This window comes from Halomonas caseinilytica (assembly GCF_001662285.1).
GTDB lineage: Bacteria > Pseudomonadota > Gammaproteobacteria > Pseudomonadales > Halomonadaceae > Halomonas > Halomonas caseinilytica.
Genome location: NZ_BDEO01000017.1, coordinates 1 through 17,563, shown reverse-complemented (window position 1 = coordinate 17,563; position 17,563 = coordinate 1). Strand labels below are relative to the sequence as shown.

21 protein-coding genes are annotated in these 17,563 nt (G+C 65.6%); 15 read left to right on the top strand and 6 right to left on the bottom strand.

Annotated features, from left to right (window positions below; translation table 11 throughout):
- Positions 1-132 precede the first annotated feature (132 nt).
- The 4 genes from HSDC_RS15480 to HSDC_RS15465 all read left to right on the top strand — a co-directional run bounded on the left by HSDC_RS15480 (position 133) and on the right by HSDC_RS15465 (position 5,586).
- Positions 133-1,233, top strand: a complete 1,101-nt coding sequence (locus HSDC_RS15480; RefSeq protein ID WP_064700857.1) for a branched-chain amino acid aminotransferase — start codon at positions 133-135, stop codon at positions 1,231-1,233.
- Positions 1,234-1,295: 62 nt separating this feature from the next.
- Positions 1,296-2,036 (top strand): SDR family oxidoreductase, encoded by a 741-nt coding sequence (locus HSDC_RS15475; RefSeq protein WP_064700856.1) that lies wholly within the window; start codon positions 1,296-1,298, stop codon positions 2,034-2,036.
- A 132-nt stretch (positions 2,037-2,168) separates the two neighbouring features.
- Positions 2,169-2,624: a DNA polymerase III subunit chi gene (locus HSDC_RS15470; protein ID WP_064700855.1), complete on the top strand. Its 456-nt coding sequence runs from the start codon at positions 2,169-2,171 to the stop codon at positions 2,622-2,624.
- A 115-nt stretch (positions 2,625-2,739) separates the two neighbouring features.
- Entirely contained in the window at positions 2,740-5,586 is a 2,847-nt protein-coding gene (locus tag HSDC_RS15465) for a valine--tRNA ligase (protein ID WP_064700854.1), read from the top strand.
- Between the two features lie 49 nt (positions 5,587-5,635).
- Here HSDC_RS15465 and HSDC_RS15460 read toward each other — a convergent pair whose 3' ends face one another.
- Positions 5,636-6,817 (bottom strand): MalY/PatB family protein, encoded by a 1,182-nt coding sequence (locus HSDC_RS15460; RefSeq protein WP_064700895.1) that lies wholly within the window; start codon positions 6,815-6,817, stop codon positions 5,636-5,638.
- A gap of 61 nt (positions 6,818-6,878) precedes the next feature.
- On the opposite strand from HSDC_RS15460, the gene HSDC_RS15455 reads away from it, so the two are divergent.
- Positions 6,879-7,313, top strand: a complete 435-nt coding sequence (locus HSDC_RS15455; protein ID WP_064700853.1) for a hypothetical protein — start codon at positions 6,879-6,881, stop codon at positions 7,311-7,313.
- Between the two features lie 6 nt (positions 7,314-7,319).
- Here HSDC_RS15455 and HSDC_RS15450 read toward each other — a convergent pair whose 3' ends face one another.
- Entirely contained in the window at positions 7,320-7,661 is a 342-nt protein-coding gene (locus HSDC_RS15450) for a hypothetical protein (protein WP_064700852.1), read from the bottom strand.
- Between the two features lie 64 nt (positions 7,662-7,725).
- Here HSDC_RS15450 and HSDC_RS15445 point away from each other — a divergent pair, with 64 nt between their 5' ends.
- From HSDC_RS15445 to HSDC_RS15415, 7 genes are all read left to right on the top strand, one after another.
- Positions 7,726-8,538, top strand: coding sequence for a hypothetical protein (locus HSDC_RS15445; protein WP_064700851.1), 813 nt, complete (start codon positions 7,726-7,728; stop codon positions 8,536-8,538).
- Between the two features lie 80 nt (positions 8,539-8,618).
- Positions 8,619-9,029, top strand: a complete 411-nt coding sequence (locus HSDC_RS15440) for an acyl-CoA thioesterase (RefSeq protein ID WP_064700850.1) — start codon at positions 8,619-8,621, stop codon at positions 9,027-9,029.
- The gene (gene ybaK, locus HSDC_RS15435; protein ID WP_064700849.1) at positions 9,026-9,499 is read left to right on the top strand and encodes a Cys-tRNA(Pro) deacylase; all 474 of its coding nucleotides are present in this window, start codon (positions 9,026-9,028) and stop codon (positions 9,497-9,499) included. Before HSDC_RS15440 ends, ybaK begins: the two co-directional genes overlap by 4 nt.
- Before the next feature lie 90 nt (positions 9,500-9,589).
- Positions 9,590-9,904 carry a hypothetical protein gene (locus HSDC_RS15430; RefSeq protein WP_064700848.1) on the top strand — a complete coding sequence of 105 codons (315 nt, stop codon included), beginning with the start codon at positions 9,590-9,592 and terminating at the stop codon, positions 9,902-9,904.
- Positions 9,888-10,409 carry a DUF501 domain-containing protein gene (locus HSDC_RS15425; protein ID WP_064700847.1) on the top strand — a complete coding sequence of 174 codons (522 nt, stop codon included), beginning with the start codon at positions 9,888-9,890 and terminating at the stop codon, positions 10,407-10,409. Before HSDC_RS15430 ends, HSDC_RS15425 begins: the two co-directional genes overlap by 17 nt.
- A 41-nt stretch (positions 10,410-10,450) precedes the next feature.
- Positions 10,451-11,011 carry an LOG family protein gene (locus HSDC_RS15420; protein ID WP_064700846.1) on the top strand — a complete coding sequence of 187 codons (561 nt, stop codon included), beginning with the start codon at positions 10,451-10,453 and terminating at the stop codon, positions 11,009-11,011.
- 10 nt (positions 11,012-11,021) lie between these two features.
- Positions 11,022-11,996 (top strand): NAD(P)H-quinone oxidoreductase, encoded by a 975-nt coding sequence (locus tag HSDC_RS15415; protein WP_064700845.1) that lies wholly within the window; start codon positions 11,022-11,024, stop codon positions 11,994-11,996.
- On the opposite strand, the gene HSDC_RS15410 is transcribed toward HSDC_RS15415, so the two are convergent.
- Together HSDC_RS15410 and HSDC_RS15405 are read right to left on the bottom strand one after the other, a co-directional pair.
- Positions 11,993-12,481, bottom strand: coding sequence for a hypothetical protein (locus tag HSDC_RS15410; protein ID WP_064700844.1), 489 nt, complete (start codon positions 12,479-12,481; stop codon positions 11,993-11,995). The genes HSDC_RS15415 and HSDC_RS15410 overlap by 4 nt on opposite strands.
- Positions 12,482-12,561: 80 nt before the next feature.
- Complete coding sequence (locus HSDC_RS15405) at positions 12,562-13,077, bottom strand: tetratricopeptide repeat protein (protein ID WP_064700843.1); 516 nt, start codon at positions 13,075-13,077, stop codon at positions 12,562-12,564.
- Between the two features lie 230 nt (positions 13,078-13,307).
- Between HSDC_RS15405 and HSDC_RS15400 the strand changes: the two genes are divergently transcribed.
- Positions 13,308-14,339, top strand: coding sequence for an NADP(H)-dependent aldo-keto reductase (locus HSDC_RS15400; RefSeq protein WP_064700842.1), 1,032 nt, complete (start codon positions 13,308-13,310; stop codon positions 14,337-14,339).
- Between the two features lie 92 nt (positions 14,340-14,431).
- Entirely contained in the window at positions 14,432-15,214 is a 783-nt protein-coding gene (gene yaaA, locus HSDC_RS15395) for a peroxide stress protein YaaA (protein ID WP_064700841.1), read from the top strand.
- Here yaaA and HSDC_RS15390 read toward each other — a convergent pair.
- Positions 15,211-15,786: an isochorismatase family protein gene (locus HSDC_RS15390; protein ID WP_064700840.1), complete on the bottom strand. Its 576-nt coding sequence runs from the start codon at positions 15,784-15,786 to the stop codon at positions 15,211-15,213. The two genes, yaaA and HSDC_RS15390, sit on opposite strands and share 4 nt — an antisense overlap.
- 107 nt (positions 15,787-15,893) lie before the next feature.
- Between HSDC_RS15390 and HSDC_RS15385 the strand changes: the two genes are divergently transcribed.
- On the top strand, positions 15,894-16,706 hold the full coding sequence (locus HSDC_RS15385; protein ID WP_064700839.1) for a Tim44 domain-containing protein: 813 nt from the start codon (positions 15,894-15,896) through the stop codon (positions 16,704-16,706).
- Positions 16,707-16,789: 83 nt separating this feature from the next.
- Here the strand turns inward: HSDC_RS15385 and HSDC_RS15380 are convergent, their stop codons facing one another.
- Positions 16,790-17,296, bottom strand: a complete 507-nt coding sequence (locus HSDC_RS15380) for a hypothetical protein (protein WP_064700838.1) — start codon at positions 17,294-17,296, stop codon at positions 16,790-16,792.
- Positions 17,297-17,563: the final 267 nt, after the last annotated feature.

The following is a 17,563-nucleotide window of genomic DNA, read 5'->3' as shown; positions in this document are numbered from 1 at the left end:
TGCCTTTTCCGCGCGGCGACTTTTTCATGAAAGGAGCCGACCATCACGCACCGGGCCGGCAGCGCCGGTCTGGTGTTTCAGTATTGCCCCGAGGCGCCAGCCGCACCTCGGGCACAGCGGAGATTCATTGCCGTGCCCACAGAACGCTTTTCCGTGCTGCCATCCACCGAGGCCAAGGCAGCCCATATCCGTGACGACATTCTCGCCGCCCCCGGTTTCGGTCGCTATTTCACCGACCACATGGCCCATGTACGCTGGACTGCCGATGCCGGCTGGCATGGTCATGAGGTCCGCCCCTACGGACCGCTGACCCTCGATCCCGCGGCCGCCGTGCTGCACTACGCCCAGGAAATCTTCGAGGGCATCAAGGCCTATCGTCACGAGGACGGCTCGGTCTGGGCCTTTCGCCCGGAGAAGAACGCCGAGCGTTTCCGCCGCTCGGCGCGCCGCTTGGCGCTGCCGGAGCTGTCCGACGAGGACTTCATCGACTCTCTGCGCGCCCTGCTGGCCCAGGACCATGCCTGGGTCCCGACGCCGGCCAGCGCCGCCGAGGAGTCCAGCCTCTACCTGCGGCCCTTCATGATCGCCAGCGAGACCTTCCTCGGCGTACGCCCCGCCAAGGAAGTCGACTACTACGTGATCGCCTCGCCCGCGGCCGCCTACTTCAAGGGCGGCGTGGCGCCGGTGTCGATCTGGCTCTCCTCCCAGTACAAGCGCGCCGCCGCCGGGGGCACCGGCTTCGCCAAGTGCGGCGGCAACTACGCTGCCTCCCTGGCGGCCCAGAAGGAGGCCGAGGCGCACGACTGCAGCCAGGTCGCCTTCCTGGACGCCGCCGAGAACAAGTGGATCGAGGAACTCGGCGGCATGAACCTGTTCTTCGTCTATCGCGACGGACGCCTGGTCACGCCACGCCTCACCGACACCATCCTCGAGGGCGTGACCCGCGATTCGGTGCTGACCCTGGCGCGCGATGAAGGACTGACCCCCGAGGAGCGCCCGATCAGCATCGACGAGTGGCGCGAGGGTGCTGCCAACGGCGAGATCACCGAAGTCTTCGCCTGCGGCACCGCCGCGGTCATCACGCCGGTGGGCGAGCTGGTCACCGAAGACGGCCCGATCCGCCTCAGCGCGGGAGGCGACAACGAGGTCGCCAAGCGCCTGCGCAGCCACTTGCTCGACCTGCAGTACGGTCGCCGCGACGACAACCGTGGCTGGCTGACGCGCCTGGCCTGAACCTCATGCCCAGGGCACGGTCCGAGGGCCGTGCCCCAACTCACCGACTTCAAGAGGCCGACATGTCGAAAGTGATGCTGATTACCGGTGCCGGACGCGGCATCGGCGCCGCCACCGCCCGGCTCGCCGCACAGCGTGGCTACGCCGTGGCCGTCAACTACCGGAGTGATGACGCCTCGGCCAAGGGCGTCGTCGCCGACATCGAGGCCGCGGGTGGACGTGCCATCGCCGTACGAGCCGATGTCGCCGACGAAGCCGACATCCTGGCCATGTTCGAGACCGTGGATCGGGAGCTTGGCCGCCTGGACGTGCTGGTCAACAACGCCGGCGTGGTCGACCAGGTCAGCCGTGTCGAGGACATGGACTTCGCACGCATCGATCGCATGATGCGTATCAACGTGACCGGCCCGTTCATCTGCGCCCGCGAGGCCATCAAGCGCATGGCCAAGCGCCACGGCGGCCAGGGGGGCGCCATCGTCAATGTCGGCTCGGCGGCATCGCATCTGGGAGGCGCCGACGAATACGTCGACTATGCCGCCTCGAAGGGCGCCATCGACACCATGACCGAAGGCCTGGCCAAGGAAGTCGCCGGCGACGGCATTCGCGTCAACACCGTGCGCCCCGGCGTGGTTCGCACCACCATTCATGCCAGCGGCGGCAATCCGGAGAAAACGGACGTTGCCGACGCCGTCATCCCCATGGGGCGTGTCGGAGAGCCCGAGGAAATCGCCGAAGGCGTGTTGTGGCTCGCCGGTGCCGGCTTCACCACCGGCGCCCTGGTCGACATCGACGGCGGGGTATAAACAAGTAAGTACGCCGCTGCGCGGCTTGAAGAAGGAAGAACGGCGCTACGCGCCTCGAAGAAATCGGATGAGCTTCTCTTCCTTCTTCCCCCTTATTTCTGATAACGCCCGGCGAAGCCGGGGCGGGAATTCATGACCCAAGTCGACTTCTACATCCTGCCCGATACCACCCTCGACGCGAGACTCGAGTTTGCCTGCCGGCTGGCCGAGACCATCGTCAACAAGGGTTATCGGCTGCACCTGCATGCCGAAGACGAGGCCATGGCCCGAACCCTCGACGACCGCCTGTGGGACTTCCGGCCCGACGCCTACCTGCCCCACGCTCTGCTGGGCAGCGAGCAGGCCGGTAGCGTGCCGGCCACCATCGGCTGGGGAGAACCGCCCGCTCTCGACGAACCGGCCATCCAGGCGATGCTCAACCTGCATCCCGGTATCCCGGAATGGTTCTCTCGCTTCGAGCGGGTCGCCGAGATCATCAATCAGCACCAGGAGGTGCTGACCGCCAAGCGCGACTGCTGGCAGACCTACAAGAAGCGTGGTTACCCGGTAAAGGCCCACCAGCTAGGCAGCCAGACAAATCGCCACTAGCCGCCTCGGCTGACGCCCGAGGGCTCATCAGGCTATAATCGACCCCATTTTTCGACGATGCCCCGCCATCCGGCTGCAAGGCCGGTGGCGACCCTTTCTGGATCCGGAACCGCCCATGGACAAGACCTACCAACCCGAGCAGATCGAGAACCGCTGGTACCAGCGTTGGGAAGAGGATGGCCACTTCGCCCCCTCCGGCGAGGGTGAGCCCTACTCCATCATGATCCCACCGCCCAATGTCACCGGCAGTCTGCACATGGGCCACGCCTTCCAGGACACCATCATGGACACCCTGACGCGCTGGCGACGCATGCAGGGCCGCAACACCCTCTGGCAGGTGGGCACTGACCACGCCGGCATCGCCACCCAGATGCTGGTGGAACGCAAGGTCGCCGCCGAGGAAGGCAAGAGCCGCCATGACCTGGGACGCGAGGCCTTCACCGACAAGATCTGGGAATGGAAGCACGAGTCCGGCGGGCACATCACTCGCCAGCTGCGTCGCATGGGCGCCAGCGTCGACTGGTCCCGCGAGCGCTTCACCATGGACGACGGCTTCTACAAGGCGGTCCAGGAAGTCTTTGTGCAGCTGTTTGACAAGGGCCTGATCTATCGCGGCAAGCGACTGGTCAACTGGGACCCGACCCTGCACACCGCCATCTCCGATCTCGAGGTGGAGAACCGCGATCAGCAGGGCCAGTTCTGGCACTTCCGCTATCCACTGGCCGACGGCGTCACCACCGAAGCAGGGCTCGACTACCTGGTCGTCGCCACCACGCGTCCCGAGACCCTGCTCGGCGACAGCGCCGTGGCGGTCAACCCCGAAGACCCTCGCTACGCCTCGCTGGTCGGCAAGTTCGTCGACCTGCCCCTGGTCGGCCGGCGCATCCCCATCGTCGCCGACGAGCACGCCGACATGGAGAAAGGCTCGGGCTGCGTGAAGATCACTCCTGCCCACGACTTCAACGACTATGAAGTCGGCAAGCGCTGCGAGCTGCCGCTGATCAACGTCTTCTCACGGGACGCGACCATCCTCGAGCGTGCCGAGGCCTTCGACCTTCAGGGCCGTCCGCTGAGCGACATCGACACCAGCCTGCCCGCCGCCTATGCGGGCCTCTCGCGCTTCGAGGCCCGGGAGCGCATCGTCGCCGACATGGAGGCAGCCGGCCTGCTCGAGCGTACCGAGACGGTCAACAACACCCTGCCCTTCGGCGACCGCTCCGGCGATGTCATCGAGCCCTATCTCACCGATCAGTGGTTCGTGGCCGTGGAAAACCTCGCTAAGCCGGCCATCGCCGCGGTCGAGAACGGCGATATCGAGTTCGTGCCGAAAAATTACGAGAACATGTATTTCGCCTGGATGCGCGACCTCCAGGACTGGTGCATCTCGCGCCAGTTGTGGTGGGGCCATCGCATCCCGGCCTGGTACGACGCCGACGGCAACGTCTATGTGGCGCGCAACGAGGCCGAGGCCCGCGACAAGCACGGCCTGTCCGACGACGTCAGCCTGACCCAGGATGAGGACGTGCTGGATACCTGGTTCAGCTCCGGACTGTGGACCTTCGGCACCCTCGGCTGGCCCGAGAAGACCGAGGCGCTGGCGACCTTCCACCCCACCAGCGTGCTGGTCACCGGTTTCGACATCATCTTCTTCTGGGTCGCCCGGATGATCATGCTGACCCTGGCGTTCACCGGCGAGGTGCCCTTCAAGCAGGTCTATGTCCATGGCCTGGTGCGCGATAGTCAGGGCAACAAGATGTCCAAGTCCAAGGGCAACGTGCTCGATCCCATCGACCTGATCGACGGCATCGACCTGGAGAGCCTGGTCGAGAAACGTACCGGCAACATGATGCAGCCGCAGAAGGCCAAGGCCATCGCCAAGGCCACGCGCCAGGAATTCCCGGAAGGTATCGAGCCCCACGGCACCGACGCCCTGCGCTTCACCTTCCTCTCCCAGGCCACCACCGGTCGTGACATCAAGTTCGACATGGGCCGCCTGGACGGTTACCGCAACTTCTGCAACAAGCTGTGGAATGCCTCGCGCTATGTGCTGATGAATGCCGAGGGCCAGGATTGCGGCAGCGATGGCAGCGAGGTCGAACTGTCGCTGGCCGATCGCTGGATCGTCTCGCGCCTGCAGCAGACCGAGGCCCAGGTGACCCGCGCCATGGAGGAATATCGCTTCGACCACGCCTCCCAGGCACTGTACGAGTTCATCTGGAACGAGTATTGCGACTGGTACCTGGAGCTCTCAAAGCCGGTGCTCTGGGACGACGACGCCACGCCACAAGCGCAGCGCGGCACCCGCCGAACCCTGGTGCGCGTGCTGGAGGCCATCCTGAGGCTGGCGCATCCGATGATGCCCTACATCACCGAGGAAATCTGGCAACGGGTCGCTCCCCTGGCCGGTACCCATCGCGGCGAAGGCGACTCCCTGATGGTCCATGCCTGGCCGGAAGCCGACGAAGCCCGCGTCGACGAGGCCGCCACCCGCAACATCGAGTGGCTCAAGGGGGTGATCGTGGCGATCCGTAACATCCGTGCCGAGCTGAACATCGCGCCCGGCAAGCCGCTCGAGGCCTTGTTGACCAAGGGCGATGCCACCGACCGTGAGCGGCTGGAAGCCAACCGGCCGTTTCTCGCCAAGCTGGCCAAGCTCGAGCGTCTCGACTGGCTCGACGATCCTGCCGAGGCGCCCCTGGCCGCCACGCAGCTGGTGGGCGACATGGAAGTGATGGTGCCCATGGCCGGCCTGATCGACAAGGACGCCGAACTCGCTCGCCTGGAAAAGGAGATCGACAAGCAGGACAAGCTGATCGGCGGCATCGAGAAGAAGCTCGGCAACGAGAGCTTCGTCGCCAAAGCTCCCGAGGCGGTGGTGCAGAAGGAACGCGACAAGCTCGAAGACCTCAGTGCCAACCGCCGCCTGCTGGTGGAGCAACGCGACAAGATCGCCGCGCTCTGAGTGGTGATGACGGCGCGGGAGTCTCCTCTCGCGCCGGTTCTTTCGCCTTTCAGCCTTTCAGCAGCACATCCAGGCGCGCCAGTGCCGCCTCGAGCTGCTCGGCGGTCGTGCCGAAGTTGAGCCGGACAAAGCCCGGCCAGCCGAAGTCGGCACCATCCGAGAGCGCCACGCCGGCGCGTTCCAGCAGAACCCGCTGGGGCGAGTCGGCATCGCGCAGCGCCGGGGCATTTCTCAGGTCCAGCCAGGCCAGGTAGGTCGACTGCGGTGCTGCCATCCTGACGCCCGGCCAGGTCGCGACACGCTCCACCAGACGACGGCGATGGCAACGCAGCGTCTCGAGCAGAGCCTGGCGCCAGGGCTCGCCGTGACGATAAGCGGCCTCGGCGGCCACCAGCCCCAGCACATTGCCATCGGGCTGGAGCCCCTTGGCCAGATCCGCGTAGCGCCGGCGCAGGCCGGCATCGGGAATCACCGCACAGGCCGTGGTCAACCCCGCCAGGTTGAAGGTCTTGGAGGGTGCCCAGAGAGTCAGGGTGCGCTCGGCAAGCGACGGGAACATCGCCGCCAGCGGGCGGTGCCGGGCGCCATCGTCGAGCAGCAGGTCGCAATGCAGCTCGTCGGAGACGACCCGCAGGTCGTGACGCTCGACCAGGGCAGCCAGCCCCTCCAGCTCGGCGATGCTCCATGTGCGCCCGGTCGGGTTGTGGGGATGGCACCACAGCAGCAACCGGGTGCGTGGCGTGATGGCCGATTCCAGGGCCTCGAGATCGAGCCGCCAGTCACCGTCAGGCGTCTCGGGCGGACGCATGGCGGCCTGCTGGGGCTCGCGGCCAGTACGCCGCGCCACCTGCAGGAAAGGTGGGTAGATCGGCGTCACCGTAAGCACGCCGTCACCGGGCTCGGTAAGCGCCAGGCTGGCCATGTGCAGGGCCGGCACCACACCCGGCAGCCATAGTTGCCAGTCGGGCTCGATGGGCCAGCCATAGTGCTCGGCGCTCCATTCGCACAGCGCCTCGCGCAGGCTGTCCGGCACCAGGCCATAGCCATAGACGCCATGGTCGACCCGCGCCCGCAGCGCCTCTGTCACTGCCGGCGGCGAGCGAAAGTCCATGTCGGCCACCCAGAGCGGCAGCACATCATCGCCGAAGCGATGCCACTTCTGCGACGGCCAGTCACCATCCGCGGGATGTCGCCGCTCGACGGGCGTGGCAAAATCGAATGTCGAGGTCATATAGAGGCCATCCTTGCTCCGAACCGGGCGTGGAATCACGCCCTTGAGAATGAAGGAAACCATGCCCCAAAGCAGCTTCTATGCCAAGGTTCGTCGCGGCCTGCCGGCGGTCATCGCCCAGTGGCTGGCGCTCGGCCAGGGCGATACCGATCGCCTGGCCCTGATTCTCGCCGAGACCGCCCGGGTCGCCAAGCTGGGCGAGCCCGAGGCCACGCCCAGCGGCGCCACCCTCGAAGCCTGGAGCGATGCCGAGCGACACGAGGAGATCCCGCTCTGGGCGGGGCGCACCGCCGTCTTCCTGCTGGTCCAGATGCCGGCACGCCCGCAACCGGCCGATGACGACGAGGCGTGCGCCTGGGCCTACTGCTGGCTGCGCAACCGCCAGGTCGACGATTACGATGCGGCCGTGGCCGGTCTGCCGGAACACTTGCGCGCGCCCCTGGACGCTGCCCTCAAGGCCGCCTGGGTGGATCAACAAGGGCTGCGCCTCGTATGACACAGCTCAGCGACGGCGGCGCGTCGGCCGCTTGGGCTGAAACCCTGCCGGTTTGGTGGCCAGCCACTCGACGAAGGCCCTGATCTCCGGATGCGCCAGCAACGCCTCCCGGCTGCGATAGTGCTCGGCGAGTTCCCGCTCGCCCAGCAGCGCATGAATATGGCGATGGCAGGCGTGGCAGAGCCAGAGGATCGACGCCAGCCGTTCGGCTCGATCGAAGCGGCGCCGATAACGTGCCTTGCCATGCAAGGCACGGGGAATCAGGTGATGACGCGTCAAGGGCGCGGCGCGTCCGCACAGTTGGCAACCCTCGGGGCGCGGCGGGGGCGACAGAGCGTGTCCCGTCATGCAGGCCTCCTTGCTGGTAGCGGCACTGCCACACAATTGATGCAACAGGGAAAAGGATAACGTCATGGATGTTCCACTCGGGTGGCAAGTGGCCAAGCTGCTGGTCTCGATCGGTGTCGTGCTGGGGCTTTCCGTCGTCGCTGAACGCCTCAGCACCCGAGCCGCCGGCCTGCTCTCGGGCTATCCTCTGGGGACGGCCATTGCGCTGTTCTTCATCGGTCTGGAGATCTCCCCGAACTTCGCCGCCGAAAGCGCCGTGCACACCCTGGCCGGCTTCTCGGCGACCCTCGCCCTGGGAGGCGGTTATCTGCTCTGCGGCCGGCGCAACGGTCTTTCGGGCGTCCTCGCCGGCACCGCCGGCGGCCTCGTCGCCTGGGCCATCGCCGGCCTGCTGCTGACCCGGTTCGATCTCAGCCGTCTCGGCGGCACCCTGATCACCCTGGCGGCAATCCTCGTCTTCATGCGCCTTTATCGCCATGTCCCGGAGACGGCCGCGACGCCACGCGGCGGCTTCTCCTGGCCGGCGCTCGCGCTGCGCGCCGGCCTCGCCGCCGGCATCATCTTCCTGATCACCGGCCTGGCCCATGTGGTGCCCTCGGCCTGGGCCGGCGTGATGGCCGCCTTCCCGGTCACCATGTATCCCTTCCTGGTGATTCTGCACCTGACCCATGGCGCCGCACCAGTCGCCACGGTCATCAAGCACTATCCCGCTGGCCTCGGGTCGTTGCTGTGCTACGCCCTCTGCGTCTCGCTGACCTATGTCCCGCTGGGGCTCGCCTGGGGCACCCTGACCGGTTTCGCTGCGGCCACGCTCTGGTTGCTGACCTGGACCCGGTGCCAGGCTCGGTGGCGCCGTCGACAAGATGCCGCGACTTGACCGAGCGCTTGCTCGACACAATGCTATAGGCTTCGGTCGTGCCCCAAGCACCGCCCTGAGCCACCCGACGAGGAGCCTCCATGTTCGTACGTACCATCGAGCCGGCCTTCTACGACACCGACGCCCTGGGCCACGTCAACAATACCCGGCTGCCCGCCTGGTTCGAACTGGCCCGCAACGACCTCTTCAGGCTGTTCACCCCGGACCTCGACCCGCGCCGTTGGCGGCTGATCATGGCCCGCATGGAGATCGACTATCGCGCCGAGCTGCACTATGGCGCCGATGTCGAGATTCGGACCTACCTCTCGCGTCTCGGTAACAGCTCCTTCACCGTGACCCAGGAGGCACATCAATCGGGTACACTGGCCAATGTAGGTCACACCGTACTGGTCCACTTCGATCACGAGACCAAGCGAGCCGTGCCCCTCGAAGGCCCGCTCCGCGAGGCCCTGGCGGAACACCTGCAGCACACGGAGGCCGAAGGCGCATGACTCCGGCGGTAAAGGCGCTCGAGCAGGCTGGTGTGGACTTCTCGCTGGCCACCTACGAGCATGACCCGCGCAGCCCTGCCTACGGCGAGGAGGCCGCGCATGCCTTGGGGCTGCCGCCCGAGGAAGTCTTCAAGACATTGCTGGCCCGTCTCGACGACGGCCGGCTGGCCGTGGCCATTGTCCCGGTACCCGCACAGCTCGACCTCAAGGCCCTGGCCAGGGTCGCCGGAGCCCGCAAGGCAAAGATGGCCGACGCCGACGAGGCCGAGCGCGCCACCGGCTACGTGGTAGGCGGCATCAGTCCGCTGGGACAGAAAAAGCGGTTGCCCGCCTTCATCGACAGCAGCGCCGAGGCGCTGCCCGCCATGCATGTCAGCGGCGGGCGCCGTGGCCTGGAAATCTGCCTCGCGCCGACCGACCTCGTCACGCTGCTGAGCGGGCGCTTCGCCTCCCTGGCACGGCGCCAGTGAACAGAGACAACAAGCCGAATCGGCCATCCTGTTGTCTCAACCGTACCAGCCCTCGGTGCGACCGAGCCGATACACCCAAGGGAGCCGCCGATGGCCATCCGCTACGACCTTTGGCTCGACCCGGAAAACGTCGCCCGCCACCACGCCGTGGAGGCCGACCTGGAGCGCTACTTCATGGAGCGCTTCGCCGACTACCCGCACATTCGCTTGTTCGGGGAAGACCCTTACGATTATGATGCGCCGTTCAACCGCCTCTACGACGTGCTGATGGCAAGGGCCGTCGATTACTGTGACCGGTACTGGCGCTACGTGCCCACACCGGAGCAGCTCAACCGGACCTTCTTTCGCGCCGTGGGCCGCTCGAACAAGTTCATACGAGATAACGACGATGGTGATCCGCCCTGACACGATGCCTGACGACCGGCAACTGGCCATCATCGCCGAGCAGCTCGGTCGCCCTCCCCGAGGCATCGAGGCACTGGCCGCCACCGATGGCGAAGGCACTCCGCTGGTCCTGCGCATGGCGCCCATCGTCGATGGCGCGCCCTTCCCGACCCTCTACTGGCTATGCTCGGAGCGTCTCAAGACCGAGCTGTCGCGCCTCGAGGCGGCCGGCGTCATCAAACACCTGGAGGCTCGCCTGCGCGAGGAGCCGGCCTTCCTGCATGCTTACCACCGCAGCCACGCCGATTACGTCGAGACCCGCTGGCGCAGCATGAGTGCGGCACAGCGCGACGAGGTCCAGCGACTCGGCTATGACACCGTCCTGCGCGAGCGCGGCATCGGCGGCATCGCCAACTGGGATCAGGTGCGCTGCCTGCATACCCAGTATGCCCACCACCTGTGCGGCGACAATGTCATCGGTCGCTGGCTGGACGACGAATACGCCGTGGCCGACTGCCTGCCCTGAGCGCCCCGCAGGCCGGGGCAGGTTCGATCAAGGAGAAATGGATGTCGACTTTCTGCGTTTATCTCGGCTCGCGGACCGGCAATGACCCGGCCTTCCTCGACGCCGCCCGACAGCTGGGCGACGAGCTGGCCGCCCGAGGCCACTCGCTGGTCTACGGGGGCGCCCGGGTCGGCATGATGGGGGCGCTGGCCGACCGAGTGATGGCTGCCGGCAGCGAGGTCACCGGTGTGATGCCCGACCATCTGGTCGAGCGCGAGCAGGCCCACCGAGGCCTGACACGGCTGCTGCGGGTGCGCAACATGCATGAGCGAAAGGCCAGCATGGCGGCTCACAGCGATGCCTTCATCGCCCTGCCCGGCGGCATCGGGACGCTCGAGGAACTCTTCGAGGCCTGGACCTGGCAATATCTGGGGCTGCACGACAAGCCCATCGGCCTGCTCGACACCCAAGGCTTTTACACGCCTCTGCTGACGTTTCTCGACGGGACCGTGGAGCGCGGCTTTCTCGATCCCGCCACCCGCGCCAACCTGATCGACGCTACCACACCCGCCGGCCTGCTCGATGCCCTGGAACAGCGCCTGACACCTTCCCACGCCGATTGAAGGAGGTCATATGCGAGCCATACGACACGATGATGCACGCCTCGTCTGGGACGAAGCCCCCGATCTTCCCGCTCCCGAGAGCCACGAAGTCCGCCTGCGGGTCGCCTGGGCCGGCGTCAACCGCGCCGATCTGATGCAACGCACCGGCCACTATCCACCACCGCCTGGTGCCTCGCCCGTACTCGGCCTGGAAGTCAGTGGCACGGTCACCGAGCTCGGCGATGGCGTCACCGGCCTGAGCGTTGGCCAATCCGTCTGTGCCTTGCTGGCCGGCGGCGGCTATGCCGAGGAGGTCGTGGTCGATGCGCATCAGGTCCTGCCGTTGCCAGAGGGCTTCTCCCTGCGCGAAGCGGCGGCCCTGCCCGAGGTCTTCGCCACCGCCTGGCTCAACCTGTTCATGGAGGGGGCACTGACCGCCGGCGACCAGGTTCTGCTCCATGCCGGCGCCAGCGGCGTGGGAACCGCCGCCATCCAGTTGTGTCGTGCTTTCGGCTACCCCTGCTTCGTCACGGTGGGCAGCGAGGCCAAGCTGGCCGCTTGCCGTGAACTGGGGGCCGAGGACGGATGGAACCGCCATGAAGGCAGCTTCGTGGATGCCGTGAAACGCTGGGGTGGCGCCGACATGATCCTCGACCCGGTCGGTGCGAGCTACCTGGCCGACAACCAGCAGGTGCTCAATGAGGACGGCCGACTGGTGGTCATCGGCATGATGGGGGGCCGCCAGGCGGAGTTGGACATGGGGCGCATGCTGATGAAGCGTCAGCGCCTGATCGGCTCGACACTGCGCGCCCGCCCACCGGAGGCAAAAGGCAGGGTCCTTGCCGCCCTGGCCGAGCATGTCTGGCCGCGCCTGGCTGCAGGCGACGTGCATCCGCTCATTGACCGCACCTGGCCCATCGACGAGGCCGAAGCGGCCCACGACCATGTGCAGGCCGACGCCAATACCGGCAAGGTCCTGCTGGAGGTGGGTGGCGACAACGCCTAGAGCGAGAGCGTGCGCTGATAGGTCTGCTGCAGCAACAGGGCATCCTCCCCGGCACGGTGCCGAAGGATGCCCTGCTCGTGAATGATCATTTCCTTGGTGGCGCTCCAGCGCTCGAGCTGGGCTTCGCTGAGCAGACGACGCAGCGCTTCGAGGCGGAAGGCCGGCAACATGCCGGCGTGATGGAACAGGAGCGACAACCAGGTGTTGTCGTAGCCCCAGCTATCGCTGTAGGCGATCCCGATCTCGCCGAGTTCGTCGTTGAGCCAGCGAGCCACCTGGCGTACCGGATAGCCTTCACGCTGCAGTCGGTCACGCGAGATCCCGTGCAGCAGTTCCGCCTTGGGATCCCAATGGATCCATTCTTCCAGGGGCTGAATGAGAAAGGCACAGACGCTACCGTCGGTCCGGGCCAGACCGATCTCGATGGGGTAACTGCCGCGCCCGAAACCGGACGCTTCGATATCCAGCAGTGTCGGTAGCGTCACGGAGTGGAGAGTCCTTGATGATGGCCGCCGCGCTGGCGTGTCGGCCAGTGGTGACAGTCTCGTCTATGAGACGCATGGCCCTAGTGTCGCGCTCCGACATCCGGCATGTCCAGTGACTCGAGCGACCCGGAGAACTGGTCGGCCAGACGCTGCCAGTAGGCCATGCGTTCGGCATCGACCGGCAGGCCCAGCTCGCCGGTGCGATAGGCACGAGCCAGGCGCGCGGCGGCCTGGGGATGCCCATCCTCGCCAGCACGCGCATACCAGGTCACGGCATGGTCCTCGCGACGCGGGTACTGGGCGCAACCATGCTCATGGATCTGTCCGGCGCGAAACTGGGCACAGGTGTCACCACCATGCGCGGCCTCGATCACATAGCGAGCGCCACGGGCCTTGTCCTGAGGGGACACGCCACGGTGGAACAGCATGTGGCCATACTGCGCAAGAGCAGCGGTATGCCCGGCATCGGCACATCGCTGGAAGAGATGCATGGTCAGCTTCTGGGTCCGCGGCGAGCGAGGCAACCAGCGAGTATGCACGAGCTGTTGTGCCAGACGGTACTCGAGCCGAGTAAACAGTGACGATGCCTGCGGCATGGCAAACAATCCTGCTTGCTGAGGTTCGATTCGAAAGTGACGTCGAGCACCACCCTGTGTCCGGCGTCGTTCCCAAGATCTCGCTGGCCGCTCGGACTCCGCCGGGCCAACGGGAAGGCAAGCATACGCTTGGCTCCGCAGCGACTCAACCCCCCGGCGTTTACGCTCTCGCCTCCCCCGGCTACCATGCCTGTCGAACCGATTTTCAAGCGCTTTGTGAGGAGGGAAGGATGCAGACGCGCCCCCTGGGCAACACCGGCATCGAGGTCAGCCGGCTATGCCTCGGCACCATGACCTTCGGCGAGCAGAACAGCGAAGCCGAGGCCCACGAACAGCTAGACCGAGCGGTCTCCTTCGGCATCAACTTCATCGATACCGCCGAGATGTATCCCGTGCCTCCCGACGCCGCGACACAGGGTCGCACCGAGAGCTACATCGGCAGCTGGCTCGCATCTCGCGGTTCCCGAGACGACATCATTCTCGCCACCAAGGCAGCGGGTCCCGGGATTGCCCACCTGCGAGGCGGTTCGCGCCTGACCCGTGAGCAGATTCACCAGGCCATCGACGACAGCCTGCAGCGACTACGCACCGACTACGTCGACCTCTACCAGCTACACTGGCCCGACCGGCGCAGCAACTTCTTCGGTCGTCTCGGCTACGAGCCCGATGAAGAGGAAGATGCCATCGCCCTGGAAGAGAGCCTCTCGGCGCTCCAGGAACTCGTGCAGGCTGGCAAGGTGCGCGCCGTGGGATTGTCCAACGAGACTCCCTGGGGCGTCATGCGGGCCCTGCAACTGGCCGATCGCCTGGAACTGCCTCGTGTCGCTTCGGTGCAGAACCCTTACAGCTTGCTAAACCGCACCTTCGAGGTCGGCCTGGCCGAGATCGCCCACCGCGAGAGCGTCGGCCTGCTGGCTTACTCTCCCCTGGGCTTTGGCGTGTTGTCCGGCAAGTACCTGGATGGCGCGCGACCCGAGGGTGCCCGCCTGACGCTCTATGAGCGCTTCCAGCGCTATACGTCGCCGCAGGCCGAGCAGGCCACCCGTGCCTATGTCGACATCGCCCGTGCTCATGGTCTCGACCCGGCTCAGATGGCCCTGGCCTTCGTGAACTCACGCCCCTTCCTGACCAGCAACATCATCGGCGCCACCACCATGGAGCAACTGGAAAGCAATCTGGCCAGCGAGGCGCTGCGCCTGGACGACGAGGTGCTGGAGGCCATCGAGGAGGTGCATCGGCGCCTGCCCAACCCCTGTCCCTGATCGGTATGCCCGGGGCTATCGGACCGATAGCCCCGCCTTCGCCATGGCCTTGATATAATCGACATCGACTTCACCAGGTACAGGAGCGCCCCATGCTGAGCGTGATTTCCCCGGCCAAGAAACTGGACTTCGAGACGCCGGCCACCACCTCCCGGCACACCCAGCCGGACTACCTCGACCGCAGCCAGACACTGATCGATATCCTGCGTGACCTGTCACCTCAGCAGATCAGCGAATTGATGGGCGTCAGCGACAAGATTGCCGGACTCAATGCCGCACGTTTCGCGGAATGGCACACGCCCTTCACCGCCGATAACGCCAAGCCCGCCGCCCAGGCCTTTCAGGGCGACGTCTACGTCGGGCTCGAGGCCGAACGCTTCGACGACGCCGACAACGCCTTCGCCCAGGAACACCTGCGCATCCTGTCCGGTCTGTATGGCCTTCTGCGGCCTCTGGATCTGATCCAGCCCTATCGCCTGGAGATGGGTACCAAGCTGGCAAACCCGGCCGGCAAGGATCTATATGCCTTCTGGCGCGACGAACTGACCACGGCCCTCGACCGTGCCGTGGCCGACAGCGGCAGTGCGGTACTGGTCAACCTCGCCTCCAACGAATACTTCAAGTCCATCGATGCCAAGCGTTTGAACGCCCGGGTCATCACCCCCGTCTTCAAGGACGAGAAGAATGGCCAGTACAAGATGATCAGCTTCTACGCCAAGAAAGCCCGAGGATTGATGGCCGCCTGGATGATCCGGCAGCGCCTGGATGACCCTGAGGAACTCAAGGCCTTCGATGTCGCCGGCTATCGCTTCAACGCCGCCATGTCGGAAGGCGATACGCTGGTCTTCTGCCGGGACGAGCAGGACCGCACCTAGGCGAAACGCAAGGGACGCGACGCGCGTTCCTTGAGGAAACGCCGATGGATGTCCTTGAAACGGGCATCGTCGCATCGCTCCAGCCACTCATAGGCCACCATGTCGGCGCTGACTGCCTGGGCACCGGCACGTTCTATGCGACGCCGGGCTAATGTCGCCTCCTCCAGGCGCCGGCTGCTCATGGCCTCTGTCAGCCAGGCAACATGGTAGCCTGCCGCAAGCAGAGACAGGCCGGTCTGCAAGACGCAGATGTGCGCCTCTGCGCCACACAGAACAATCTGCCGGCGTCCGGTGTCGGCCAGGGCACGGGCGAACCCGGACTCGGTATGAGCATCGAAGTGCGTCTTGCGCCACGTCCGAGGGCGTGCCAGCGACGAGACCAGGGAAGGCACGCTCTCCCCCAGTCCCTCGGGATACTGCTCGGTCAGCCACACCGGTACACCCAGCGCCTCCGCGACACCGCCCATCCACGAGGCTTCCTCGACCGCCTGCTCGCCGGCCTCGAGCACCGGCATCAGGCCGACCTGCAGGTCGACGATCAACAACAGACTCGTATCCCGCTGCATGCGCATGGCAGCCCCCGAAATGAAAGCGATAGGCGGTGCTCGCCACCAGCTTAATCGCTAGAATGTCAGCTCCGAAAGACAACCGGCCTCACGGCCACCACGGAGATACCTCGATGCGTCACTTCCTCGTCATGCTCATCGTCGGCATGTTCGGTTTCGGCCTCGCCGTCGACCACGCCGATGCGCGCCGCCTGGGAGGCGGCAAGAGCGTCGGCAGCTATTCCCGAACCATCAGTCCCCAGAACAACACCTCGCGTGCCACCGCTGCGCCCCAGCGCAAGCCCTCCAGCGGGCTGTCACGGTTTGCTGGCCCCTTCGCTGGTCTACTCGCGGGTGGCCTGTTGGCTTCGCTGTTCTTCGGCGGGGCCTTCGATGAGCTGCGCATGATGGATCTCCTGCTGATCGCCGGCGTCGCCTTCCTGCTCTTTCGCCTGCTGGCTCGTCGCCGTACTGCTACGGCAGGTGCGCACGACACGACACCTCACGCTGCCCGGGAACCCGGCCCTCAGGCGTTCCAGTCGTCTTCCTCCGCGGGAAGTTCCGCCAACCTGACGGGAGAGCCTGACTGGTTCGACAAGGAACGCTTCCTGAGCGGTGCCAAGGAGCATTTCATGACACTGCAGCGAGCCTGGGACAACAACGACTTCACCCTGATCCAGGATTACGTCACCCCCGAGCTCTACAACTTGCTGCGCCAGGAGCGTGAACAACATCCGGCCAATAACCACACCGAGATCGTGCGCCTCGTCGCGGAGCTCGGTCATGTGATCGAAACCGATCAGCAGGCGGAAGCTAGCGTACTGTTCCACGGCATTCTCGATGAGAACGGAGAGCACAACGAGTTCAACGAAACCTGGCACCTGATACGCGACCGCCGTGATGGTGCTCCCTGGTACGTTCAGGGCATCGAGCAGAATCCCGCCTGAGCCATCATCGAGCAGCGCCTCTCAACGCGAAAGGCCGGGCAATGCCCGGCCTTTCATCTTCCTGCACCTGGAAGGACAACAGCTTATTGCTGTGTCTCGTCGGCGGCTTCCTGAGTCTCTTCGCCGGCTTCTTCCATGGCCTCGCCAGTGCTGTCCATGGCCTCATCAGCGGCATCGCCGACACTGTCAGCGGCATCTTCAACGGCCTGATCCGCGCTATCGGCGGCCGAATCCATTGCTTCGCCTGCGTCGTCGACGGCTTCTTCGGTGTTCTCTGCCGCAGAATCCATGGCGGAGTCCGCCTCATCGGCCGCACTCTGTGCGGTGTCGCCGGCTTCATCCATGGCTTCGTCGGCACTGTCTGCCGCTTCACCGGCCGCCTGCTCGGTTTCTTCAGCGGCTTCATCCATGGCGGCCTCTGCATCACCAGCAGCATTTTCCGTGCTCTGAGCGGTCTCATCCGCCGCCTGCTCGGTGCTTTCGCCCGCTGACTCCGCACCTTCATCCTCGCCACCACAGGCCGCCAGTCCAACCGTAGCTGTACCAAGCAGCATCATCAGGGCCAGCTTGCGCAGAATTTGCTGTTTCATTGTGCTCCTCCTGAGATCACCGTATATCCATCGGGGTATTGCCTGTTCACCCTAGTCGTCTTGGCCACAACTTGCCAACCGATTCAGGGTGTTGGCCGACCTGCTCCATGATCCTTCAACATTCTGGAAGCAGCGTCGCCAAGTAACGTCACCCAAGATTGCCTTGACGCGAGGGCTTCGTCCAGCCACCCGACACAAAAAACCCCGACCTCAGTGAGGCCGGGGGTCTCGGTATAAGTGCCTGACGCCTCCACGGCCACGCCGTGG